General features: G+C 69.9%; 23 protein-coding genes and 1 pseudogene. 10 read left to right on the forward strand and 14 right to left on the reverse strand.

Annotated elements, in window-relative coordinates; genetic code table 11:
• Nucleotides 1–23 precede the first annotated feature (23 nt).
• From ACTWPV_RS33880 to ACTWPV_RS33890, 3 genes and pseudogenes are all read left to right on the forward strand, one after another.
• The gene (locus tag ACTWPV_RS33880; RefSeq protein ID WP_347645478.1) at nt 24–1,040 is read left to right on the forward strand and encodes a LacI family DNA-binding transcriptional regulator; all 1,017 of its coding nucleotides are present in this window, start codon (nt 24–26) and stop codon (nt 1,038–1,040) included.
• Between the two features lie 9 nt (nt 1,041–1,049).
• A complete protein-coding gene (locus tag ACTWPV_RS33885) occupies nt 1,050–1,997 on the forward strand; it encodes a DNA polymerase ligase N-terminal domain-containing protein (RefSeq protein WP_443154872.1) in 948 nt (315 codons plus the stop codon).
• A gap of 370 nt (nt 1,998–2,367) precedes the next feature.
• Nucleotides 2,368–2,625: pseudogene (locus tag ACTWPV_RS33890) on the forward strand (DUF4143 domain-containing protein); the annotation flags it as partial.
• A gap of 10 nt (nt 2,626–2,635) precedes the next feature.
• Here ACTWPV_RS33890 and ACTWPV_RS33895 read toward each other — a convergent pair.
• From ACTWPV_RS33895 to ACTWPV_RS33925, 7 genes are read right to left on the reverse strand one after another with little or no spacing between them, the layout of a single operon-like run.
• Entirely contained in the window at nt 2,636–3,559 is a 924-nt protein-coding gene (locus ACTWPV_RS33895) for an aldo/keto reductase (RefSeq protein WP_347645480.1), read from the reverse strand.
• Nucleotides 3,560–3,564: 5 nt separating this feature from the next.
• Complete coding sequence (locus tag ACTWPV_RS33900) at nt 3,565–4,539, reverse strand: ABC transporter permease (protein WP_347645548.1); 975 nt, start codon at nt 4,537–4,539, stop codon at nt 3,565–3,567.
• Nucleotides 4,540–4,550: 11 nt separating this feature from the next.
• Nucleotides 4,551–6,032 (reverse strand): sugar ABC transporter ATP-binding protein, encoded by a 1,482-nt coding sequence (locus tag ACTWPV_RS33905; protein WP_347645481.1) that lies wholly within the window; start codon nt 6,030–6,032, stop codon nt 4,551–4,553.
• Nucleotides 6,032–7,054 (reverse strand): sugar ABC transporter substrate-binding protein, encoded by a 1,023-nt coding sequence (locus ACTWPV_RS33910; RefSeq protein WP_443154873.1) that lies wholly within the window; start codon nt 7,052–7,054, stop codon nt 6,032–6,034. Before ACTWPV_RS33910 ends, ACTWPV_RS33905 begins: the two co-directional genes overlap by 1 nt.
• A 21-nt stretch (nt 7,055–7,075) precedes the next feature.
• Nucleotides 7,076–7,807: an SDR family NAD(P)-dependent oxidoreductase gene (locus ACTWPV_RS33915; RefSeq protein WP_443154874.1), complete on the reverse strand. Its 732-nt coding sequence runs from the start codon at nt 7,805–7,807 to the stop codon at nt 7,076–7,078.
• Nucleotides 7,804–9,096: an L-fuconate dehydratase gene (locus ACTWPV_RS33920; protein WP_443154875.1), complete on the reverse strand. Its 1,293-nt coding sequence runs from the start codon at nt 9,094–9,096 to the stop codon at nt 7,804–7,806. Before ACTWPV_RS33920 ends, ACTWPV_RS33915 begins: the two co-directional genes overlap by 4 nt.
• Complete coding sequence (locus ACTWPV_RS33925) at nt 9,093–9,938, reverse strand: fumarylacetoacetate hydrolase family protein (protein WP_443154876.1); 846 nt, start codon at nt 9,936–9,938, stop codon at nt 9,093–9,095. Before ACTWPV_RS33925 ends, ACTWPV_RS33920 begins: the two co-directional genes overlap by 4 nt.
• 365 nt (nt 9,939–10,303) lie before the next feature.
• Here ACTWPV_RS33925 and ACTWPV_RS33930 point away from each other — a divergent pair, with 365 nt between their 5' ends.
• Nucleotides 10,304–11,488: a cytochrome P450 gene (locus ACTWPV_RS33930; protein ID WP_443154877.1), complete on the forward strand. Its 1,185-nt coding sequence runs from the start codon at nt 10,304–10,306 to the stop codon at nt 11,486–11,488.
• A 66-nt stretch (nt 11,489–11,554) separates the two neighbouring features.
• On the opposite strand, the gene ACTWPV_RS33935 is transcribed toward ACTWPV_RS33930, so the two are convergent.
• The 6 genes from ACTWPV_RS33935 to ACTWPV_RS33960 form a co-directional block, all read right to left on the reverse strand.
• Complete coding sequence (locus tag ACTWPV_RS33935; protein WP_443154878.1) at nt 11,555–12,424, reverse strand: hypothetical protein; 870 nt, start codon at nt 12,422–12,424, stop codon at nt 11,555–11,557.
• A 37-nt stretch (nt 12,425–12,461) separates the two neighbouring features.
• On the reverse strand, nt 12,462–13,148 hold the full coding sequence (locus ACTWPV_RS33940) for a hypothetical protein (RefSeq protein WP_443154879.1): 687 nt from the start codon (nt 13,146–13,148) through the stop codon (nt 12,462–12,464).
• A 155-nt stretch (nt 13,149–13,303) separates the two neighbouring features.
• Nucleotides 13,304–13,684 carry an SgcJ/EcaC family oxidoreductase gene (locus ACTWPV_RS33945; RefSeq protein ID WP_347645489.1) on the reverse strand — a complete coding sequence of 127 codons (381 nt, stop codon included), beginning with the start codon at nt 13,682–13,684 and terminating at the stop codon, nt 13,304–13,306.
• A gap of 153 nt (nt 13,685–13,837) precedes the next feature.
• Nucleotides 13,838–14,248, reverse strand: a complete 411-nt coding sequence (locus ACTWPV_RS33950) for a DUF2000 domain-containing protein (protein ID WP_347645490.1) — start codon at nt 14,246–14,248, stop codon at nt 13,838–13,840.
• 53 nt (nt 14,249–14,301) lie between these two features.
• Complete coding sequence (locus ACTWPV_RS33955; RefSeq protein WP_347645491.1) at nt 14,302–15,135, reverse strand: SRPBCC family protein; 834 nt, start codon at nt 15,133–15,135, stop codon at nt 14,302–14,304.
• A complete protein-coding gene (locus tag ACTWPV_RS33960; protein WP_443154880.1) occupies nt 15,128–15,706 on the reverse strand; it encodes a helix-turn-helix domain-containing protein in 579 nt (192 codons plus the stop codon). Before ACTWPV_RS33960 ends, ACTWPV_RS33955 begins: the two co-directional genes overlap by 8 nt.
• Nucleotides 15,707–15,765: 59 nt before the next feature.
• On the opposite strand from ACTWPV_RS33960, the gene ACTWPV_RS33965 reads away from it, so the two are divergent.
• Nucleotides 15,766–16,620 (forward strand): AraC family transcriptional regulator, encoded by an 855-nt coding sequence (locus ACTWPV_RS33965; RefSeq protein ID WP_443154881.1) that lies wholly within the window; start codon nt 15,766–15,768, stop codon nt 16,618–16,620.
• Nucleotides 16,621–16,891: 271 nt separating this feature from the next.
• Here the strand turns inward: ACTWPV_RS33965 and ACTWPV_RS33970 are convergent, their stop codons facing one another.
• Nucleotides 16,892–17,923, reverse strand: a complete 1,032-nt coding sequence (locus tag ACTWPV_RS33970; protein ID WP_347645494.1) for a GDP-mannose 4,6-dehydratase — start codon at nt 17,921–17,923, stop codon at nt 16,892–16,894.
• 249 nt (nt 17,924–18,172) lie between these two features.
• Between ACTWPV_RS33970 and ACTWPV_RS33975 the strand changes: the two genes are divergently transcribed.
• From ACTWPV_RS33975 to ACTWPV_RS33995, 5 genes are all read left to right on the forward strand, one after another.
• On the forward strand, nt 18,173–19,417 hold the full coding sequence (locus ACTWPV_RS33975) for a glycosyltransferase family 4 protein (RefSeq protein ID WP_443154882.1): 1,245 nt from the start codon (nt 18,173–18,175) through the stop codon (nt 19,415–19,417).
• A 41-nt stretch (nt 19,418–19,458) separates the two neighbouring features.
• Complete coding sequence (locus ACTWPV_RS33980) at nt 19,459–20,169, forward strand: class I SAM-dependent methyltransferase (RefSeq protein ID WP_347645496.1); 711 nt, start codon at nt 19,459–19,461, stop codon at nt 20,167–20,169.
• Entirely contained in the window at nt 20,166–21,248 is a 1,083-nt protein-coding gene (locus ACTWPV_RS33985; protein WP_443154883.1) for a prenyltransferase, read from the forward strand. Before ACTWPV_RS33980 ends, ACTWPV_RS33985 begins: the two co-directional genes overlap by 4 nt.
• Before the next feature lie 131 nt (nt 21,249–21,379).
• Nucleotides 21,380–22,375 carry a DUF1702 family protein gene (locus tag ACTWPV_RS33990; RefSeq protein WP_347645498.1) on the forward strand — a complete coding sequence of 332 codons (996 nt, stop codon included), beginning with the start codon at nt 21,380–21,382 and terminating at the stop codon, nt 22,373–22,375.
• Between the two features lie 111 nt (nt 22,376–22,486).
• Complete coding sequence (locus tag ACTWPV_RS33995) at nt 22,487–23,809, forward strand: MFS transporter (RefSeq protein ID WP_347645499.1); 1,323 nt, start codon at nt 22,487–22,489, stop codon at nt 23,807–23,809.
• Nucleotides 23,810–23,972: the final 163 nt, after the last annotated feature.

Raw genomic sequence — 23,972 nt, forward strand, 5'->3', positions numbered from 1 at the left:
ACTCAATTATAGACTTTCTGTTCATGGAGAAACCCCGCGTCGGTCTCAAGGACGTGGCCAGGCTGGCCGGAGTCTCGGTGAAGACCGTCTCGAACGTCGTCAACGGCTACGTGCACGTCACCTCCGCCACCAGGAGCCGGGTCGAGGCTGCCATCAAGGAGCTCAACTACCGTCCCAACCTGTCGGCCAGAAACCTGCGGCAGGGCCGCACCGGGATCATCGCGCTGGCCGTGCCCGAGCTGGACATCCCCTACTTCGCGGAGCTGGCCAGGTTCGTGGTGACCGCGGCGGAGGAACACGGGCTGACCGTGCTGATCGACCAGACGGGCGCGTCCCGCGAGCGCGAGCAGCTCGTCGCCGAGGGGTTCCGCGCCCACCTGATCGACGGCCTGATCTTCAGCCCGCTCGCGCTGACGCCCGAGGACCTGGCCGCCCGCATGGACGACACGCCCATGGTCCTGCTGGGCGAGCGCGTCTACGAAGGGCCCGCCGACCACGTCGTGGTGGACAACGTTGCGGCGGCCAAGGAGGCCACCCTTCACCTGGCCGCGACCGGCAGGCGGCGCATCGCGGCGATCGGCGCCCAGGACGACGCCGCGGCGGAGACCTCGCGGCTGCGGCTGGCGGGCTATTTCGAGGCGCTCGCCGAGGCCGGCCTGCCCGCCGACGACCGCCTCGTCCAGCACGTCGAGACCTACCACCGCGCCGACGGCGCGCGCGCGATGGCCCGGCTGCTCGACTCGGGCCAGGCGCCGGACGCGGTCTTCTGCTTCAACGACCTGCTGGCCCTCGGCGCCCTGCGCACGCTGCTGGAGCGCGGCCACGCCGTACCCGGCGAGGTGGCGCTGGCGGGCTTCGACGACATCGAGGACGGCAGGTACGCCACCCCGACCATCACCACGATCTCCCCCGACAAACAGGCGATCGCCCGCCAGGCGGTCGATCTGCTGGCCGCCCGCATGACCAAGGGCTCGCCGGCCGAGGCTCGGGAGGTGCGGGTGGCGTACGAGCTGGTGATCAGGGAGAGCACGGGCGGGTAGAAACCTGCTGTGTCCGACAAACTCGCGAGATATCGGAGCAAGCGCGACGACAAACGCACCCCCGAGCCCATCCCCGCCGAACCTCCAGCCCCCGGAGACGACCGGGCGTTCGTCATCCAGGAGCACCACGCGCGCTCGCTCCACTGGGACCTGCGGCTGGAACGCGACGGCGTGCTGGTCTCCTGGGCCGTGCCCAAAGGGCTGCCCGCCGACCCCGCCACCAACCACCTGGCCGTGCACACCGAGGACCACCCCATCGAATACCTCACCTTCCACGGCGAGATCCCCAAGGGCGAGTACGGCGGCGGCACCATGACCATCTGGGACACCGGCACGTACGACACGGAGAAGTGGTCGGAGCGCGAGGTCAAGGTCGTCCTGCACGGCACGCGGGCCTCCGGCCGGTTCGTGTTGTTCCGGACCCGGGGCAACAACTGGATGATCCACCGCATGGACCCCCCGGTCCGCGATCCGTTCCCCGACATCGAGCCCATGCTGCCCACCGAACGCGCCAGACCACCGCGCGACGCCTCCGCCTACGCCTACGAGTTCGCGTGGGGCGGGCGCCGGCTCCTGGTGCCCGTCGAGGGCGGCCGCACCACGGCATCCCGCGAGCACCCGTGGCTGCGCGAGCTGGCGGAGTCGTTCGGCAGCCGCACGGCACTGCTCGACGGCGAGCTCGCCACCCTCGGGGGCGCCGAGATCCTGGTCTTCTACGACCTCCTCTACGACGACGGGCATGCGCTGGTGGACCAGCCCTACACGGCCCGCAGGACCGCGCTGGAGGCGCTCGACCTCGCGGGCACCCGCTGGCAGACCGCGCCATCCTGGCCGGGCGAGGCGGGGCCGGTGCGGCAGGCGGCCCGCGAACAGGGGTTGCCGGGGGTGGTGGCCAAGCGCCTGGACGCGCCGTACGAGCCGGGGCCGTCGAAGGCCTGGCTCTTCGTCCCCTCCTGACCACCCGGTCCGCCGCCGCCGGCCTGGCCACGGCGTCCACGTACGCGGCGACCGATCCACCACGAACCTGGCGACCAGCCCACCACCGGCCCATCGACTGGCTCACCACAACACATGCGACCGATCCACCATGGAAAAAGCGACCAGACCACCATCGAACCCGCGGCCAAACCACCGCTGAGGGCCCGCTCACGTGCCATGGTGAACACTCCTCTCGGCCGGGTGGTGTCCCGTCATGCCGAAGCAGCCCTGACCGAAGCCCTGGCGGACACCTGCGTGGTTCTGGTCAACGGTGCGCGCCAGCCCGGGAAGAGAACGCTGGTGAAACAGGTCGCCAAAGGATCAACAGCGGAGTGGCGACACCCCAGCCGACCTCTACCACTACCGGACCAAGGACGGAGTCGAAGTGGACGCCGTGCTGGAGAACCGGCGTGGTGAGGCGGTGGGCATCGAGGTCAAGGCCGCCTCGACCGTCCGGGCTGACGACGACAGAGGGCTGCGGCACCTCGCCGATCGGCTCGGCGGCGACCTGATCGCGCGGATCGTCCTGCACACCGGCACGCAGGCGCTGTCCTTCGGTGACCGGATGCGCGCGATCCCCGTGAGCGCCCTGCGGGAGGTCGGGTGAGCGGCGTGGGTCAGGCCGGCAGCAGCCCCTCCGCCTTGAGCTCATCCCAGAGCATGTCGGGGACCGGCCGGGACCACAGGGCGGCGTTCGTGTGGACCTCCTCGGGAGCGCGGGCGCCCACGACGATCGACGCGACGGCCGGGTGGCGCAGCGGGAAGGCCATGGCCGCCTGGGGCAGCGTGACGCCGTGTCGCTCGCAGACGGCGGCGATGCTCCTGGCCCGCGCCACCAGCTCGGCCGGCGCCGGCCGGTAGTCGAAGGTGCCCGACGGCTCGTGCGTCGCCAGGATGCCGCTGTTGAACACCCCGGCCGCCAGCACTCTGACGCCGCGCTCCACGCACTCCTCCAGGAGCGGCAGGCCCGACTGGTCGAGCAGGGTGTAGCGGCCCGCCAGCATGACGACGTCGATGCCGGTCTCCCGGACGAAGCGCAGCGGCGCCTGCCACTGGTTCATCCCGACGCCGATCGCCTTCACCACGCCCTGGTCGCGCAGCTCGGCCAGCGCCGGGTACGCCTGCGCGATCGCCTGGTCGACGTGGTCGTCCGGGTCGTGGATGAGCACGATGTCGATCCCGGGCAGCCCGAGGCGGTCAAGAGACTCCTCCAGCGACCTGCGCACACCGTCGCCCGAGAAGTCCCACACCCGCTCGATCGAGGCCGGCACGTCGAAGCCCTCGCCGTCACGTGCGTCCTGCGAGGACGCGGGCACCAGCAGGCGGCCGACCTTCGTGGACAGGACGTAGCCCGAACGCCCGGCCAGCGCCGCGCCCATGCGGCGCTCCGACAGGCCGAGCCCGTAGTGCGGCGCGGTGTCGAACAGGCGCACGCCCCGATCCCACGCGGCGCCGACCGTGGCGCGGGCCTGCTCGTCCGCGACCGACTCGAAGAGGTTGCCGAGGGGCGCCCCGCCAAGCCCGTGGCGCGGCAACTCCATCACGTTCAATCTTGTGCCTTCCCGCCCGCTATTCTGCTGATCATCAGCGCGATGAGGATGATCGCGCCGTAGATGACCGGCTGCCAGAAGCCCGACACGCCGATCAGTGTGAGGATGTTCTGCACCAGGCCGATCACCAACACGCCCGTGAGCGCGCCCAGGATGGTGCCCTTGCCGCCGTCCATGCTGACGCCGCCGATGACGGCCGCCGCGAACACCATGAAGATCCACCCGACGCCCTGGTTGTTGCCGATCGCCCCGAGGCGTCCCGTCTCCAGTATCCCGGCCAGCGCCGCCAGCGTGCCGCCCAGAATGAACACGCCCCAGAGCACCCGGTCGACGCGGATGCCGGCCGCGCGGGCGGCGTCGGCGTTGCCGCCGATCGCGTAGAGAGCCCGGCCGACGCGGAGATAGCCGAGGGCGAAGATGCCGGCGGCGAACAGCGCACCGGCGATCCAGATGGCCGCGGGCAGGCCCAGCCACAGCGCGCTGCCGAGGTAGAGGATCGAGTCGGGCAGCTGGAACAGCGTCTTGCCCTCCGTCGGCCCCTGCAGGAAGCCGTGGACGACGATCAGCATGGCCAGCGTGACGATGAACGCCGACAGCTGGAACCTGATGATCAGGAAACCGTTGAACGCCCCGATGGCGGCGCCGACCAGCAGCGCCAGCGGGATGACCAGCATCCCTGGCAGGCCGATGCCGAATCCGCCCGCCGACACCGGGATGATGAGCATCACGGCGATCGCGGGCGCGGTGCCGACCGTCGACTCCAGCGACAGGTCGAACTTGCCGGCGATGAGGATCATCGCCTCGGCCAGCACGAGCAGCGAGATCGCCGCCTGCTGCTGGAGCACGTTCGTCAGGTTGCCCGCCGTCAGGAAGGTCGGGTCGAGGAACGCGCCTACGACGAGCAGCAGCACGATCACCGGCACGAGCGTGAGGTCGCGGAACCGGGCCAGCCGCACCCGGGGGGCCGGCACAGTCAAACTGGTCACTCTTCCATGCCTTCCATCACGGCCACGAGCTCGTGGTCGGTCCAGCCACGCGGCATGTCCCTGACGACCCTGCCGTGGAACATCACCAGCACCCTGTCGCAGATGCGCAGGTCGTCGAGCTCGTCGGAGACGACCACGGCGCCCGCGCCCCGCTCTACCGCGTCCTCGACGGCGCCGAGCAGCGCCTGCTTGGCCTTGACGTCGACACCCGCGGTCGGGTTGATCACCACCAGTACCGACGGGTCGTCCACGAGCGCCCGCGCGAACACCACCTTCTGGGCGTTGCCCCCGGACAGGTCGCCGACCGGCTGATCGGCTCCTTCCGTCTTGATGTGCAAACTTTCGATCATCTCCTCCGCCTTGGCCCTGCGGCGCGCCGGCGACACCAGGCCGTAGCGCCCCAGCTTGCGGGCGATCGGGAACGTGGCGTTCTCCCCCACGGACAGCCGCGGGACGAACCCCTCGCGGTGGCGGTCCTGTGGCACCCAGCCGAGCCCGGCCCGCAGCGCGGCGGGCACGTCGCCCGGCCGGATCCGCCTGCCGTTGACCGTGACGGTGCCGGAATCGGCTGTGTGCAGCCCGACCAGCGTCTCGGCGAGGCCGACCTTGCCGCTGCTCGCGGAGCCTGCCAGGCCGACGACCTCGCCGGATCTGACCGAGAGGTCGACGTCCTGGTAGCGGCCGGCGAGCGACAGGCCCGCGCCCGACAGCACGACGGTGTCGCCGGGCGTGCGCGAGCGGGACGCGTACGCGACCGTGGCCTCCCCCGTCATCGCGGCGACCAGCTCGTCGTGCGGGAGGTCGGCGACCGGGCTGGTCACGATGTGGCGGGCGTCGCGGAACACCGTGACGCTCTGGCAGATCTCGTAGACCTCGTCAAGGTGGTGGGAGATGTACATCATCGTGACGCCCTGCTCGCGGAGGGAGCGCATGCGGGCGAACAACCGCTCGATGGCCGGCCCGTCCAGCCTCGCGGTCGGCTCGTCGAGGATGATGAACCTGGCCCCGAACGACAGCGCGCGGGCGATCTCGACGAGCTGGCGCTGCTCCACGGTGAGGTCCGCGGCCAGCGCCTGCGCGTCGACGTCCACCTCGTACGTGTCCAGCAGCTCGCGCGCCCTGTCCCGCAGCGCCCGCCACCTGATCACGCTGCCCCTGCCCGACTGGCGGTTGAGGAAGAGGTTCTCGGCCACCGACAGCGCGGGGATGATCGTCGAGTGCTGGTAGACGCAGGCGACGCGCCGCCGCCAGGCGTCGCGGTCGGCGAGGGGCGGGGCCGGCTCTCCCGAGAACCGCACGTCGCCCTGGTCGGGCCGCAGGAGCCCGGTGAGGATCGACACCAGGGTGGACTTGCCGGCGCCGTTCCTGCCGACGAGCGCGCGGGTCTCGCCCTCGGCGATCTCGATGCCCGCGCCGTCGAGCGCGGTGGTGGGGCCGAACCGCTTGACGATGTTCCTGGCTGCGACATGAAGGTTCATCAGCCGGCCTGGTTGCCCCAGAGACCCTTGTCGTCCACGTTCTCCTTGGTCACGAGCGGCGCGGGAAGCTGGTCCTCCAGGCCGTTCGGGAGCTGGATGATCGTGCTGCCGTGGTCGGTCGGACCGGGTTTGAACGTCTTGCCGTCCGCCGCCGCCTTGGCGTAGAAGAGCGCGTACTTCGCGTACAGGTCGGCCGGCTGCGAGACGGTGGCGTCGATGTCCCCCTTGCGGATCGACTCGTACTCCTGCGGGATGCCGTCATTGGAGACGACGAAGATGTGCTTGGGGTCGCTCGGCGGCACGAGCAGCCCCTTCTGCTTGAGCACCTGCAACGTCGGGGCCAGGTGCACGCCTCCGGCGTGCATGTAGATCCCTTTGATGTCGGGGTTCTGCTCCAGGCGGGTCTGCAACATGGACGCCGCCTTGCTGCCCTCCCACTCGGTCGGCTCGCTGAAGACCGTGATGCCGGGGAACTCGGCCTTCATGCACTGCAGGAACGCCTCCGACCTGTCACGGCCGTTGATCGAGCTGAGCGCGCCCTGGAGTTGCACGACCTTGCCCTTGCCGCCGAGCTTCTCGCCGAGGAACTCGCACGCCTTGGTGCCGTACGCGCGGTTGTCGGCCCGTACGACCATGTAGACCTTGCCCTTGTCCGGCCGGGTGTCGACGGTCACGACGGGGATCTTCTTGTTCTCCAGCTGCTGCAGCGTGTTGGCGACCGCGCCGGTGTCCTGCGGGGCCATGACGATCACCTTGGCCCCCTGGCCGATCAGCGCCTGCACGTTGTTGACCAGCTTCGCCACGTCGTTCTGCGAGTTGGTGGCGGGCATGAGGTCGACCTTGAGCTCGCCCGCCATCTGCGGAACGTACTTGATGTAGGAGTTCCAGAAGTCGGAGTCGGCGCGCGGGTGATCGATGCCGATCTTGGTGCCGCCGTTCCCTCCTCCCGCCGTGGTCCCTGAGCCACACGCGGTGACGATCGTCAACAGGGCCGCCGCCGCGACCGCCGATCCGAGCTTCATGGGGGGTGTCACCTTTCTCGATCAGTTGGGTCTGAGCCGCAACCCCTGCATGCCGCCGTCGACCGCGAGCACGGTGCCGGTGGTGGCGCTCGCCTGCGGACCCGCGAGGTAGGCGATCGCCGCGGCGACCTCCTCCGCGGTGACCAGGCGGCCCATGGGCTGCCTGGCGTTCAGCGCCGCCCGCTCCGCCTCGGGATCGTCGGCCGCGTCGAGCAGCCGGGCGACCCACGGCGTGTCGGCGGTGCCCGGGTTGACGCAGTTGACCCGGATGCCCTCGCGGATGTGGTCGGCGGCCATGGCGAGCGTCAGCGACTGCACCGCGCCCTTGGTCGCGCTGTAGAGCGCCCGGTTCGGCAGCCCTGCGGTGGCCGCGACCGAGCAGACGTTGACGATGGCGGCATGCTCGGACCTCCTGAGGTACGGCAGCGCCGCCCGCGCCACCCGGACCATGCCCAGCACGTTGATGTCGTACACCTTGTGCCACTCGGAGTCCGGGTTGTCCTCGATGGTCCCCTGAGCGCCGACGCCCGCGTTGTTGACCAGCACGTCGATGCCGCCCAGGCGCTCGGCCGCCTCCGCCACCGCGGACCTGACCATGGCGTCGTCGGTGACGTCCGCCTTGATCCCGATGTACGGCTCGCCCGGCGGGTTGAGGTCGAGGCAGGCGACCTTCATCCCGCGCCCGGTCAGCTCGGCGGCCGTGGCCAGGCCGATGCCGGAACCGCCGCCGGTCACGATCGCTCTCAGCGTCACGACGCGTTCCTCCAGACCTCGCCGTCGGGGAAGGTGTGGGCGGCGATCGACGCCGCGTGCATCTCCGCGCTGAAGCCCGGCGCGGACGGGGCGACGTACCGGCCGTTCCTGATGACGACGGGGTCGACGAAGTGCTCGTGCAGGTGGTCGACGTACTCGATCACGCGGCCGTCCATGGAGCCGGTGACCGCCACGTAGTCGAACATCGACAGGTGCTGCACCAGCTCGCACAGCCCGACGCCGCCCGCGTGGGGGCACACCGGGACGCCGAACTTGGCCGCGAGCAGCAAGATCGCGAGGTTCTCGTTGACCCCGCCGACGCGGGCCGAGTCGATCTGCACGTAGGAGACGGCCTCGGCCTGCAGCAGCTGCTTGAACACGATGCGGTTCTGGACGTGCTCGCCGGTGGCCACCGGGATCGGCGCGATGCCCCGCGCGATGGCGGCGTGGCCGAGCACGTCGTCGGGGCTGGTCGGCTCCTCGACCCAGTGCGGGTCGAACTCCCGCAGCGCGTTGATCCACGCGATGCCGGAGCCGACGTCCCAGCGCTGGTTGGCGTCGATCGCGATCGGGTAGCCGGCCCCGCACACCTCGCGGGCCACCCTGAAGCGGCGCCGGTCGTCGTCGAGATCGGCGCCGACCTTCAGCTTGATCTGCCCGAAGCCCTGATCGATGGCCTCCTTGCAGAGCCTGCGCAGCTTCTCGTCGTCGTAGCCGAGCCAGCCGGGCGAGGTCGTGTAGGCGGGGTAGCCGGCCTCGACCAGGTGGCTGATGCGCTCAGCCTTCCCCTTTTCCGCCTTTTTCAGGATTTCGAGGGCTTCGTCCTGGGTCAGTGCGTCGCTCAGGTAGCGGAAGTCGATGAGGCCGACGATCTCCTCGGGCGACATCTCGGCCAGCAGCCGCCACAAGGGCTTGCCCGCCCGCTTGGCCTTGAGGTCCCACAGGGCGTTGACCACGGCGGAGATCGCCATGTGCATGACGCCCTTCTCCGGCCCCAGCCATCGCAGCTGCGAGTCGTTCACCATGTCGCGGTAGAGGGCGCCGAGGTCCTCGACGTCCTTGCCGACGACGTACGGCTCCAGCGCGGTGATGGCCGCGGTCTGGATGTCGTTGCCGCGCCCGATCGTGAACGCGAACCCGTGGCCCTCGTGCCCGTCGTCGGTCGTGAGGACGACGTAGGCGGCGGAGTAGTCGGGGTCGGGGTTCATCGCGTCCGAGCCGTCGAGCTCGCGCGAGGTCGGGAAGCGTACGTCGTGCGTCCTCATCCCGGTGATGCGGTAACCGCTCATGCCTGGCCCACCGTCTGGCGCTGCCTGCCCAGCCCTTCGATCTCCAGCTCCATCACGTCACCGGCCCGGAGGTACGGCTGGCCCGGCATCCCCATCGCCACCCCGGCGGGCGTCCCCGTGTTGATCACGTCGCCCGGCTCCAGGACCATGAACTGGCTCAGGTAGCGCACCACCTCGGCCACGTCGAAGATCATGTTCTTCGTGTCGCCGTCCTGGCGCAGCTCGCCGTTCACCCAGAGGCGCAGGGGCAGCCGCTGCGGGTCGCCCACCTCGTCGGCCGTCACCAGCCAGGGACCGAACGGGTTGAACGTCTCGCACGACTTCCCCTTGTCCCACTGGCCACCGCGTTCGAGCTGGAACTCGCGCTCGGAGACGTCGTTGGAGATCGCGTAGCCGGCGATCACCCCTCGGGCCTCCTCCGCGCTGCCCAGATAGCGGGCCTCCTGGCCGATGACGATGGCCAGCTCCACCTCCCAGTCGGTCTTCACGCTCCCCCGCGGGATCAGTACCTCGTCATCAGGTCCGATCATGGTGCTGGAAGCCTTCATGAAAACGACCGGCTCGGCCGGCACCTCGGCGCCGGACTCGGCGGCGTGGTCGCTGTAGTTCAGGCCGATGCAGACGATCTTGCCGGGGCGCGCGAGAGGGGCGCCGATCCGCACCCCCTCGGCGTCGACGACGGGCAGATCGCCGCGTTCGAGCGCCTCGCGGACGCGCGCCACTCCCCCGGAGGCGAGGAAGGCGCCGTCGATCTCGGGCTCCCCGATGTCGCGCAGCTTCCCGGCGTCATCCAGCACCACCGGCCGCTCCTGGCCGGCAGGTCCTACTCGCAGCAGCTTCACACCGCATCCTTCATCTATACATCGGATGTCTCAACCTCTGATGCTCGTGCGAGCGTGCTGGGCATGTCAAGGGGCACCGATCCGATACATCCGATACGTGACTCGTGGAAGATTCCCGGGGCAGGGTCGTGGGCTGTGATACGCGGTACCGCTCCGATGGCTATGTTCACATAGCCAGAATTTCACCGCCCTAAACATCGGAGGTAAAACATGCACCATGAAAGGAAGGCGGTGCGAGCACCCATCGGCCCCACCAGGAACGATCTAAGGCTTGGCGGACAGGTCTCCTTGACGGCCGTACAGTGTCGTAATAGAACACGTTTCAGTACCGCGTAACCAAGCGCTTGATCAAGAGGGTGATCCGGGTGCACATCGACCTCGTCGACAGGGACGTTTACGCGACCACCGGCCCTCCGCACGACCAGCTGGCCTGGCTGCGCGCGAACTCGCCGATCCACTGGCACGACGGTGATCCCGGTTTCTGGGCCGTCACCACGTACGACGAGGTCGTCCACGTCTCACGGCACTCCGACCTCTTCTCCTCCTACCGGCGGCTGGCCCTGTTCGACGAGATGGCCGACGACCAGATCGCCCTCCAGCGGCACATGATGCTCAACCAGGACCCGCCCGAGCACACGAGGCGGCGTTCCCTGGTCAACCGGGGCTTCACCCCGCGCACGATCGGAGCCCTCGAACAGCACATCCGCGACATCTGCGACGACCTGCTCGACAAGTGCTCCGGCGAGGTCGACTTCGTCACCGAAGTGGCCGCGCCCCTGCCCCTCTATGTGATCTGCGAGCTGCTCGGCGCGCCCGTGGCCGACCGCGACAAGGTCTTCAACTGGTCGAACCGCATGATCGGCGCCCAGGACCCCGACTACGCCGCCTCTCCCGAAGAGGGCTCCGCCGCCGCCATGGAGGTCTACGCCTACGCCAACCAGCTCGCGGCGCAACGCCGGGCCAACCCCAAGAACGACATCGTCACTAAGCTCATCCAGCCCGACGAGCAGGGCGAGACGCTCGACGAGAACGAATTCGACCTGTTCGTTCTCCTCCTGGTCGTGGCGGGCAACGAGACCACCCGCAACGCCGCCTCGGGTGGCATGCTCGCCCTCTTCGAGCACCCCGACCAGTGGCAGCGGCTGGTCGCCGACCCCGCCCTCGCCAGGACGGCCGCCGACGAGATCGTCCGCTGGGTCTCCCCGGTCAACCTCTTCCGCCGCACCTCGACGACCGACCAGGTGCTGGGCAGGCAGCAGATCAAGGCCGACGACAAGGTCGTGGTCTTCTACTCCTCCGCCAACCGCGACACCACGGTCTTCCCCGACGCCGAGGTCTTCGACATCGGCCGCGACCCGAACCCGCACATCGGCTTCGGCGGCGGCGGCGCCCACTTCTGCCTCGGCAACCACCTGGCCAAGCTGGAACTCCGCATCCTCTTCGAACAACTCGCCCGCCGCCGCCCCCGCCTCCGCCAGACCGGCCCGGTCCGCCGGCTGCGCTCGAACTTCATCAACGGCATCAAAGAACTCCCGGTGTCCATCGGCTGACACGGTCACGGACGGACCAACGGACACGGTCGCGGGCGGAACAACCAGACATCCACCGGCCCTACATCAGCCACGTTCGCCGAACAGGTCATGGAGAGTCTGGGTGGTGGCAGCACGGACGGCCCAGTCCTCGAGCTGAGCCAAGTCAGCGCAGGTCACGATCCGGGCACGGGTGTCGTCAGGGACGTCGAATCCGCGAGCGGTCAGCACCAGCAGCACCATCCTGGCCGCCTCTTCAGCTCTGCCTTCCGCCCTGCCTTCTGCCTTGCCTTGGGCTTGGCCCTCTTCGAGGCCACGACCGAAATGCTCGCGAGCGAAAGGACTGTAGACCGGCCAGGTGGTGGACGTCATGATCTCCTCCATGAGGCAGCGGATCTCGGGCGCGGCAATGCTGTAGGCGTATTCATAGTACTGCGGAGCGTGTTCGTCATGGGTGTCGGCGAGTGCTGTGGCGAACGCCTCGACGACTTTGCGGTCGTTGCCGTGGATCATGACGGACATGGCGGCGAGGTCGAGGTTGGCTGCGGCCTGCTGGGGATCGGTGATGGCCGGTATCCCGTCCGGCCCGAGCACCACGGGGAGCAGGCAGTAGCCGGTCAGCCCTGACTCGATGGGTCGCGCGTAGTGTGCGGCGGTCTTGTGATCGGGACAGACGATCAGCACAGTGACGTCGCACCCCAGGAGCAGCCAGGTGGCGGCGGCGTAGCGGGCGAGCTGCCGGGAATCTTTGGATGTGCCCTGCTGGATTTCGACGATGATGGCGTGTGCGGGTTCGTTCGGTGGCCCCAGAGTGAAGATCAGATCGACTTCGATGTCGTCGGAGTTGCGAGTGTTGAAGGTCCGCTCCTCCTGCCGGATCAGCGGGGTGTCGGGCAGTTGCACACCCATGAGGTCGCGCAGGATCTCCACGGCGAGTTGCGGACGGTCGCCGAACATCTTGACCAGAGTGTCATGTCGGGGGGACGGCATGGCACTACCGGCCGGGGATGACGTCTCCCCGGACGATGATCACCCGCCAGCCCGACCGCCGCAGGTCTTCCCTCCGGTCGCCGTCGTGTCGTTGGTCGGCGGGCGAGGTGTGGTGGCCTTGGCCGTCGTATTCAACGGCGACCTTGAACTCCTCCCAGCCCAGGTCGAGGTAGGCCAGCCGGCCGTCGCCCAGTTCGGCCCTGATCTGGGCGGCAGGCCGGGGCAGGCCGCCGTCGACCAGGATGACCCGCAGCCAGCTCTCCCGGGGCGAGCGAGCGCCCGGGTCGGCGAGGGTCAGGAGGTCTCGCAGGTGCCAGGGGGTGAGCGGCCGGTGCCACAGGGCGTCCATGTCGACGCCCTTGCGGGCCAGCTGGTCGAGGACCGCTACGGCGTCCATGCGCGGCAACCAGCGGGCGCAGTCGAGAGCCGTGCGTTCCATGGTGGTGAGTCGGACGCCCTTGTGCGCGGTGACGTCCGCGCCGGGGAGCGAAGTCAGGTAGGTGACGCAACCGGGGAGCGCCAGGTGGGCGGGAGCGGCCAGCTCGACGGGCCAGTCGGCTTGCGGAGCGGTCAGCACGCTCGCGCCCCAGATGTGGGCGGCCGTCCGGCGGCACACGACGGCCTGCGGCACCGCCCGAGTGATCCTGGCGGCCCGGACGATCAGGGAGGCGGTGCGGGATGGCTGCTGCATGCCGCCAAGGGTGCTCCACGGGCCCGGGTCGCCGACGTACCGAACCACGTTCTGTGGATGGCGCCGCGCTGTCCGCCGCTCTTCGGGCCCGCTACCCGGGCCGGCCCGGCCGCCACGCGCTTCGCCGTACGACGCGGCGCCTCGTCGGTGACGCGTCAGCGGGCCGCCGCGTGGTACTGGCTGATCAGCCAGGCGTCCTCGCGGTGCCGGATGACGACCGACAGGCGGATGGGAAAGGTCTCGCCGGCGCGGGCGGTGAAGGTCACGTCCGCGAAACCCCCCACGAGTCCGTCGCCCAGCCGCTGCGCCTCCAGCACCTGTACGGTCGCCCGCGTTCCCTCCCCGGCGTCGCCGTAGTACTCGGCGATCTCGGCCCTGCCGGCCCGCAGCCGCGGGCTGATGCCCTGGAACAGCGCGTCCTCGACGAACAGCGAGACCATCTCGGCCACCGACCGGTCGTCGAACGCGCGCCGCCACCGGTCCAGTGTCTCCCTGACGACGTCGTGCGCGGGGCTCGTGCCTGTGAGGCCGGTCACCGGCCGTCACCTCTCGTCCCCGCCTGGCCGGATGACGGACCTGCTCCGATTGGGAGTGGCATGGGACGACCCCTTCGCTGGATGATGCCTGTCCGCGCCGACGTTAGGGCGTCACATCCATGTGAAGGTCAACCTCGGGAGACGAGCGAGCGGTCAGGGGTGCAGGGAGAGGCCCTTGAGCACCTTGTCCACGCCGTTCTTCGGCCCGTGGACCGCCACGCCCACCAGCGCCAGCTCCTCCGCCTCCACAGCGCGTACGGCCGCCCGGTTGTCGGCGTCGTGCCCGGTCTTGAACATCTCCTCGATGTAGACGGCCACGTCCATCTGCCGCGCCATCGCCTTCTCCCTGACGGCCCGCAGCTGCGTCAGATCAGCCGCGTAGATCAGCACCGGCTGCCGGATCATCGGCAGGTACGCGTTGCCCGACCCGTCCTCGTACGGCTCTCCCATGGTCTCCGGCACCCCGCCCGCGACCGCCCCGGACAGGAAGGCGGTGACGTTGAGCTTCTGCCACGCGGCCAGATCCGCGCGCACCACAATGCCGATCTTGGTATCGAATCGCATGGCTGAAGTCTCGACGTCACCGCCCGGCCAGGTCTTGTACGCTCGTGCGCGACCTACGGCAGGAACATCGGCTGCCAGTCGGGCACCTCGTGGTAGCGCCGCAACTCCGCGAGCCCCGACAGGAAGCCGCCCCACGCCGCGTACGGAGGCCGCCCCTCGTCGAACCCGCTCTGCACCAGCGTCAGTCGCGTCTTGCCGCCGGAGCCCTCCAGTTCCCACATGCCGACCCCCGCGGCGCCCCAGTCGACGGAGAGCTTGCGTCCGGGCTCGAGTTCGACGATCTTGGCCGGGCTGGGGTCGTTGGCCAGCCCGCCCATGGCGAAGCGCCCGCCGACGTACGGCTCGATGTCGATGGGATAGCCGAACCACCGCGTCACCGCCTCCGAGTCGGTCAGCGAGTCGAACACGTCGGCCGGCGAGGCGTCGATCGTGATCCGGGCCCGCATCTCCGAAGTGGAGAAGTCGATCCGCGGCGTGAGCTCGCGCCCTTCGAGGTGCTCGGCCAGGTTGGCGAGCGCGCAGCACCAGAACGTCTGCAGCACGCCCCTGATGCTCTTGCCGGTGATCACGTCCTGGAAGTCGAAGTGCGTCTGGGACACCGACACGATGGTCGCGTCGCCGTCTTCCTCCAGCGTGAACTCGGTGGTCGTCTCCTCGCCGTCGAGCAGCCAGGCGAACCGCAGGGTGCGCTCGTCGGCGTGCAGCGGCCGCTGGTGCGGCGCGTCGCCTTCGGGGATGGTGCGCCCCCAGAACCCGAAGGTGGCGGGCAGCGCCACCTCGGCGTGCTCGCCCAGCCAGACGCGCAGCGCGGCCGGGTCGGTGAGGGCGTGCCTGACCGTCTTGAGCGGCGCCTGGACGCGGACACGGATGATCATGGGCTCAGTCATCGTCTCGCTCTTCCTCTGGGTGGTCCGTGGTCTTGGGGTAGCAGGCAACGGCGATCTTGAAGGCGTCACCTTCGACTCCGCCGTACCGGGTGAACAGGTCCTGCAGCATGGCCTGCAGCTCGGTCATGAACTGGTGCCGGTTCTCCTGGCGCACGTGGATCTCTCCCGACAGGCCGAGTGACGGCAGCTCGGGCGCGGTCCTGTCGAGCGCCGCGATGTCGGCCTGCACCTCTTCCACGAGGTCGAGCAGGTAGCCGAGGCTCAGCTCGTCGCGTGCCTTGCGCAGCCCGATCCGGCCCACCAGGCGCGGCGACAGCCAGTACGACCGCGCGCCCGCCTGGTAGATGCCCTCGCTGATCCCGCGGACCTTGCGCTCGGACACCAGGTCGACGAGACCGGCGTCGACCAGCCGCTTGACGTGGTAGTAGACCCGCTGCGGCGTCTGACCGAGCCGTTCGGCAACCTGCGAGCAGGTGCGCGGCTCGGCCAGCTGCCGCAGCACCTCCACGCGCTGCGGCTTGAGCAGCGCCTCGGCCTGCTCGATCTCTTCCAGGTACAGGATGTCCCTCATTGCAAAAACTATCCTTTACGTAAAAATCCTTCTTGTCAATAAGGAGGGAGAATGGAGGCATGGCGCAGGACTGGTCGCGCTACTGGCGCTCACCCGACCGCCCGCTCGAGGTCATGCACGCCCACTTCGAACGGCACGTCTACCACCGGCACAGCCACGAGACCTACTCGTTCGGGGTCACGGAGACCGGCGCGCAGTCGTTCACCTGCCGGGGTTCGGCGCACACCAGCGCGGCGGGCATGATCATGGCCTTCAACCCCGAGGACCCGCACGACGGCCACGCCACCGACGCCCTCGGGTTCACCTACCGGATGGTGCACATCGGCCCCGAGCTCGTCTCCGGCACCCTGACGGACGCTACGGGCCGCCCGACGGGCCTGCCGCTCTTCACCGAGCCCGTGGTCGACGACCCCGCCCTGGCGGGCACGCTGCGCGTCCTGCACAGCGCCCTGCTCGGCGAGGCCCCGTCGCTGCGCCGCGACGAGCTGCTCACGACGACGATCACCCAGCTCGTACGCCGCGCCGCCACCCGCCCGATCCACCCGGCGGGCCTGGCGGGACGATCGGCGCGGGTGGCGCGACAGGCCAGGCAGCTCCTTCACGACCGCCCGCTGGACGATCTGACCATCGACGACCTGGCCCGCGCCACCGGCGCCAGCCGCTACACGGTCTACCGCGCCTTCCACGCCGAGTACGGCCTGCCGCCGAGCGACTACCAGCGCCAGCTACGGCTCAGGACCGCCCGCGCGCTGATCGCCGACGGCGTCCCCATCAGCGAGGCCGCCACCACGACGGGCTTCGCCGACCAGAGCCACCTGACCCGCTGGTTCACCCGCTACTTCGGCCTGACCCCAGGCACCTACCGCCGAGCCGTCCACCCCGCAGGGCCCGGCGAGAACGGCGACCAGGGGTGAACGATGAAGCGGTCGAGAACGGTGAACCGGGCAAGAACAGCGCGCCGGGCCGGGAGGCGGCCACGCCGACGGTGACCGCGCGGACCGGGGCAACCGTGCCACGGGCGGCCGGTGCCGGACAACCACGTCCACGGTGAACGTGCGCGCCGTAACGGCGGCGCGCCACTGAACGGTCAGAGGCCGTTCCCCTGGACAGAGGCGAGCCGACGACGGCGACTGGCGGGCCTTGGCAGTGCCGTAAAGGAGGAAAGCCGTAAAGGAGGAAAACGGCCTACGGCCAGGAAGAGTCCTGATCGGGGTCGCCGCCGTCGGTGAGGAGGCGCAGGTCGGAGTCGACCATCATGGCGACGAGCTCGTCGAAGGACACCTTCGGCTCCCACCCCAGCTGCGTGCGCGCCTTCTTCGGGTCGGCGCAGAGCAGGTCGACCTCGGCCGGCCGGTGCAGCGCCTGGTCGGTCACGACGTGGCGCTCCCAGTCGAGCCCCGCGGCCGCGAACGCCGCCTCCGCCAGCTCCCTGACCGACTTCATCCGCCCGGTCCCGATCACGTAGTCCTCGGGGCTGGCGGCCCGCAGCATCAGGTGCATCGCCTTGACGTAGTCGCCGGCGAAGCCCCAGTCGCGCCGGGCCTCCAGGTTGCCGAGGCGCAGCTGCGTGGCCAGCCCCAGCTTGATCCTGGCCACCCCGAGCGACACCTTCCTGGTGACGAACTCGGCCCCCCGCCGCGGCGACTCGTGGTTGAACAGGATTCCGGACACCGCGAACATCCCGTACGACTCGCGGTAGTTCTGAGTGAGGAAGTGCCCGTAGGCCTTCGCCACCCCGTACGGCGAGCGCGGGTGGAACGAGGTGCTCTCGGTCTGCGGGGTCTCGCTGACCTGGCCGAACATTTCGGAGGATGAAGCCTGATAAAAGCGGATCTGTCCGGAGGAGCCGGCACCCCCGCCGCCCCGCGACACGCCCGAGCACACGCGGATCGCCTCAAGCATCCGCAACACGCCCATCCCGGTCACCTCGGCCGTGAGCTCGGCCTGCTCCCACGACATGGGCACGAACGAGATCGCGCCCAGGTTGTAGACCTCGTCCGGCTGGACGCGTTCCACCGCGGAGATCAGCGAACCCTGGTCGAGCAGGTCGCCCCGCACCACGCGTACGTCGGCGAGCAGCTTGCGCATTCTGGACACCCGCGGGTTCGCCTGTCCCCGGGCCAGCCCCCAGACCTCGTAGCCCTGCTCCAGCAGGTGCTCCGCCAAGTAGGAGCCGTCCTGGCCGGTGATGCCGGTGATCAGAGCGCGCCTGGCCAAGGGGTCCTCCAACGATCGCGTCCCGCGTCCCTTTGGGACGGGAATGTACAGCTAAGCGCCCTGATGGGGCATCAAGCCACCTAGAACGCGTTCCACCGAACCACGCTCGGTTACTGCAACTTCGCAGTTCGCACGGCCTGTGAGGGCCACTGTGAACAATTCTCGGCAACCTACCGAATGGTAGCCTTCTCGCACTAAGGTCATCTTTACGGTACACGCCCGTCTCCGGGCCTTACCGGCGAGAAAGGGGTGTCCGTGCGGGAGCGAACGCTGCGGATCGCGCTGCTGTCCTACCGCAGCAAACCCACCTGCGGTGGCCAGGGCGTCTACCTCCGCCACCTGAGCCGTGAACTCGTCGCACTCGGGCACCACGTCGAGGTGTTCTCCGGCCAGCCCTACCCCGAGCTCGACGACGGCGTCATCCTGCGCGAGGTGCCCAGCCTCGACCTCTACCGCGACGAAGACCCCTTCAGAACGCCCAAGTTGCACGAATTCCGTGACTGGATCGACTGGCTCGAGGTCGGCACCATGTGGACGGCCGGGTTCCCCGAGCCGCTGACGTTCACCATGCGGGCCTACCGCGAGCTGAAGAAGCGCGTCGGCGACTTCGACGTCGTGCAGGACAACCAGACCCTCGGCTACGGCCTGCTGGGCATCCAGAAGTTGTTCCCCGTCGTCGGCACCATCCACCACCCGATCAGCGTCGACCGCCGCATCGAGCTCGAAGCCGCCCGCGGCACGAAGAAGCTGACCATGCGCCGCTGGTACGCGTTCGTCAAGATGCAGGCCCGCGTCGCTCCCCGGCTGAGCCCGATCCTGACCGTCAGCGAGTCGTCGCTGGCCGACATCCACCGCGACTTCAACGTCCCCCAGGCCAACATGCGCCTGATCCCCCTCGGCGTCGACACCCGCTATTTCCACCCACGTCCCGGCAAACCCAAGCGCAAAGGGTCCATCGTGGCGGTCGCCAGCGCCGACTCGCCGATGAAAGGCGTCGCCACGCTGCTCAGAGCCGTGGCGAAGCTGGCCACCGAGCGGGACGTCAACCTCACCGTCGTCAGCCGGCCCACCCCCGGCGGCCCCACCGAGCAGCTCGTGCAGGAGCTGTCGCTGCAGGACCGCGTGCGTTTCGTGCACGGCATCTCCGACGACGAGCTGGGCGAGCTGATCGCCACCTCGGAGATCTCCGTCGTGCCCTCGCTCTATGAAGGCTTCTCGCTGCCCGCCGTCGAGCACATGGCCTGCGGCACGCCCCTGGTGGCCAGCCGCACCGGCGCCCTGCCCGAGGTCGTGGGCGACGCGGCCGTGCAGGTGCCGCCGGGCGACGCCGAGGAGCTGGCCGCGGTGCTGCGCCGCCTGCACGACTCCCCCGAGGAGCGCGAACGCGTCGGCAGAGCCGGATACGACCGCGTCATGGAGCGCTACACCTGGCACGTCGTGGCCAAGAGGACCGTCGAGGCCTACCGCGAGGCCATCGCGGCCCGCGCGAGCTGATCACCACTCGATCACCACTCGATCACGAGGAGAAGCGACAAGTGCTGACCGTGGACTTCGCCCGGCTTCCCGTCGGTCCCGGCGTACGCGTGCTCGACCTGGGGTGCGGCGGCGGCAGGCACGCCTTCGAGGTGCTCCGCCGGGGCGCGGACGTGACCGCGTTCGACATGGATCAGGCGGAGCTGGACAGCGTGGCGGCCATGTTCGCGGCCATGGACAAGGCGGGCGAGGTGCCCGAGGGCGGCGCAGGGGAGACCGTCCAGGGCACGGCGCTCGACATGCCGTTCGAGGACGCCGCCTTCGACCGCGTCATCGCCGCCGAGGTGCTGGAGCACATCCCGGACGACATGGCGGCCATGCGTGAGATCTTCCGCGTGCTGCGGCCCGGCGGCACGGCCGCGGTGACCGTGCCGAGTTTCCTGCCCGAACGCATCTGCTGGGCGCTGGACGAGGACTATCACACGGCCCCGGGCGGCCACGTGCGCATCTACACGCTGGCGGAGCTGTCGGCCAAGCTGAAGTCCGCCGGCTTCGTGATCGGCCCGCACCACCACGCCCACGGCCTGCACGCGCCCTACTGGTGGATCAAGTGCGCGGTCGGCGTCAACAACGACGACCACCCGCTCGCCAAGGCCTACCACGAGTTGCTGGTCTGGGACATCATGAAACGCCCTGCCGCCACCAGGATCGCCGAGGCCGTGCTCAACCCGGTCATCGGCAAGAGCGTGGTCCTCTACGTCCGGAAGCCATGATCTCCCACGCGGAGGTCGTGCGTACGGCCGAGAGCATCGCGGCGATGCAGCAGGACGACGGCGGCGTGCCGTGGCCGGAGGGCCACGTCGACGCGTGGAACCACATCGAGTGCCTGATGGCGATGTCCGTCGCCGGACTGGCCGAGCCGGTACGCCGCGGCTACGCCTGGCTGGCCCGCCACCAGCGCGCCGACGGCTCATGGCCGATGAAGCTGGTCGACGGCGTGCCCACGGAGCTGGGCGGCGAGACCAACCACGCCGCCTACGTCGCCGCCGGCGTCTGGCACCACCATCTCGTCACCGCTGACCGGCGCTTCACCGAGGAGAGCTGGCCCATGGTCAAGGCCGCGCTCGACTACGTGGCGGGGCTGCAGACCGAGCGGGGCGAGATCGCCTGGGAGCGCGACGCGCAGGGCAGGCCCTCGGCGTACGCGCTGCTCACCGGCTGCTCCTCCATCCACCAGGGGCTGCGCTGCGGCGTGCTACTCGCCGACCAGCTGGGCGACCCGCAGCCCCACTGGGAGCTGGCAGCCGACCGGCTGGCGCACGTGCTGGCGGCGCATCCCGAGGCGTTCGCGGACAAGAGCCGCTTCTCCATGGACTGGTACTACCCGGTGCTGGGCGGCGCGGTGCGCGGGCGGCAGGCGTACGAGTTGCTGGAGCGCGAGTGGGCGACATTCGTGGTGCCGGGGCTCGGCATCAGGTGCGTGTCCGACCAGCCGTGGGTGACGGGGGCGGAGACGTGCGAGCTGGTGCTGACGCTCGACGCGCTGGGCGATCGGGACCGGGCGGCCGCGCTCTTCGCCGACGTGCAACATCTGCGGCACGAGGACGGCTCGTACTGGACGGGGTGGCAGTACGCCAACCGCAAGCACTTCCCGCACGAGCGGTCCGGCTACACCGCGGCGGCGGTCGTCCTGGCGGCCGACGCGCTGATGGGGATCTCGCCGGGGTCCGGGCTGTTCCGCGACATCGCGGATACGTCCGTGTTCGACCCGGATGCCTGCGGCTGCGCCGCCGGGACAGGCCGGCTCCTGCCTCCCCCGGTGACCGAGGGGTTCCCCGGCGAAGGCGTCTGACCTGGTACTTCGGCGGTCCACAAGGCCTTTTGCGGGTTCTTTGCCGGGGAAATCCGGTGCGCCGCCGATGAAAGGCCCAATGGGGTAACTAGCTTCGTCAGTGGCCGGTACGAGACGTCTTCGGGGGAAGCGTGGGCGACACGGGCACAACAACGTTCTTGGACCAGGTCAGGACCGAGCCGACACTGTCTCCGGCGCGCGGATGGCGGAGGTTCCTGGCCAAAGACGCACGGGATTCCGATCTGGGCCGGCGAAGGTTCCGGCTCAGAGACGGAGCTTCTCCAACTGAATTCACCGATGCCGAAAAGTCGTACGTATTCGGCTTCAACGCGGTGATGTCGCGAGAAGTCGAGAAGATCGAGGAAATGTCGGCTGAGCAGCGGCCCTTCGGCTACGAAGGGGCCGCTTCCGCCTGCACCGTCCTCGACCTTCTCACGCTGACCCGGGGCCGGCGCCTTCACGAGCTACTGGCCGGCCCCGCCCAGCACCACCGCCACGCCGCCTACCTCGGCGCCGGCCGCGGGTACGCGCTGCTGCGGCTGCGGCCCGTCAGGGGCGCCCGGCGCGCCCATCCGCTGCTGCGCTGGCTCGCCGTCGACGGGTTCGGGTTCCAGTGGAGCCTGGCCAGGGCGGACCGGATGGTGGGCGAGCGGATGATGCCCGACCTGCTCACCAGGGCCCACTGCGCGGTGTTCGACCAAGGGCTCGGGCGGCTGCTGTGGTACCACGACGGCGCCTCGGCCGGCGACCTCGCCGCCAGGATCGCCGGGTTCCCCGCGGGGCGGCGGGCCGATCTGTGGAGCGGGATCGGGTTCGCCGCCACCTACACGGGCGGGGCCGAGACCGACGAGTTGTGGTGGCTGGCCGAGCACGCGGGCGCCGACGGGTTTCGGGCACACCTGGCACAGGGCTGCGCGTTCGCCGTGGCCGCGCGGCTGCGTTCGGGAGAGCTGCCCGGCCACGCGGCGCGGGCCGTGCCGATCCTGGCCGGCACCGACGCGGAGGAGGCGGCCTCGTGGACCGACCGGGCGCTCATCGCGCTCGGGCACGAGGCGCACACGCACGAGGACTTCCGCGGCTGGCAGGCACAGATCCGCCGCTCGTGGACCCACCGCCTGCGCACCTGACCACCGGCACCCGCGCCGGCCCTCCCGTGGCTGACGACCGGCGCGAGTTCCGGGTCCGCACGCGCTAGCCTTCTCGGTCTGACCAGCAGGCCGAAGGGAAACAGCCCTCTCTTGATCCGCGACTTCATCAGCCCCGGCGGCACGACCGCGGCGCAGCGGCGGGTGCTCATCGGCGCCGGCACCGGCCAGTTCGTCGAGTTCTACGACTTCGCGATCTACGGCTTCTCGGCCGTGGCCGTCGCCGAGGCGTTCTTCCCTGGCACGAACCCGGTGGCGAGCCTCCTGTCGGTCTTCGCCGTGTACGGTGTCGCCTTCGTGGCCCGGCCGCTCGGCGGCGTCTTCTTCGGCGCGCTGGCCGACCGCGCAGGGCGGCGGGCCGTCCTCTACGCGACGCTCATGTGCATGGGCGTCGCGACCGCGCTGATCGGGTTGCTGCCGACGTATGCGGCCGCCGGGACCGTGGCGCCCGTCCTGCTGGTCGTGTGCCGGCTGGTGCAGGGGTTCTCCGCGGGCGGTGAGGCGGTCGGCGCGCCCTCGTTCGTGCTCGAACACGCTCCGTTCGAGCGCCGCGGCACGTGGATCGCCGTCTCGGTCGCGGCCACGGGGGCGGCGTCCGTGCTCGCTCTGGTGTTCATCATGGCGGTCTCCGGAGTGCTGTCCGACGCGGCGTACGCCTCGTGGGGCTGGCGCGTGCCGTTCCTGGTCGCCCTGCCGCTCTCCCTGGCCGGCGTCTACGTCCGCGGGCGTACCGAGGAGAGCCCGGTGTTCCGCGAGCTGGAGCGGGACAACACGATCGAGCGCCATCCCGTGCGCGGCAGCCTGCGCGGGAACGGGACCCGGCTGGGGCAGATCTTCGCCGTCATGGCCCTGTCCGGGCTCGGCTTCTACGTCCTCGTCGGCTATTTCGTCACCTCCCTGCAGACGGTCGCCCGGCTGAGCCTGCTGGAGTCGCTCGTGGCCAACGCCGTCGCGCTGCTCTCCTTCACCGTGCTGCTGCCGATCGGCGGCAGGCTCTCCGACGCGTTCGGCCGCAGGCCGATGCTGGTCGCCGGTGCCGCGGCGGTCGCGGTGGTCAGCGTGCCGGCGTTCCTCCTGGTCTCGAGCGGGTCCCTGGCCGCAGCGGTGGCCGGGCAACTCCTACTCGCGGCGGCGCTGTGCGCGTACGGAGGCGGCAGCTACACCTTCTTCGTCGAGCTGCTCCCGCCGGCGACCCGCGTCACGGGCGCCGCCATCAGCTACAACGCGGCCCTCGCGCTCTTCGGCGGTACGGCCCCGTTCGTCTCCACCTGGCTGGTCGACGTCACGGGGACGCCGGTGGCGCCGGGCTGTTACCTGCTGGTCGTCGCCCTCGTGGCGCTCGCGGTGGCGCTCACGACGCCCGAGACGCGGACCGGCGCGGAAGCCGCGGGGGAAAGCGCACGGTCGCGCGTCTAGGCCGTGTTTCGAAAGATCACGTGTGAGGCGTGTCGGTGATCGTTGAACGAAGAGGTCTCCGGTAGTTGGTTCAACGACCAAGAAGAACGAAATACCGGAGACCTCGTGGCCAGCGTAGTGGTGGCGAGGCGGCACGACCTCGCTGACGCGCAGTGGGCGGCGC

This window comes from Nonomuraea sp. KM88, assembly GCF_052245635.1.
Taxonomy (GTDB): Bacteria; Actinomycetota; Actinomycetes; order Streptosporangiales; family Streptosporangiaceae; genus Nonomuraea.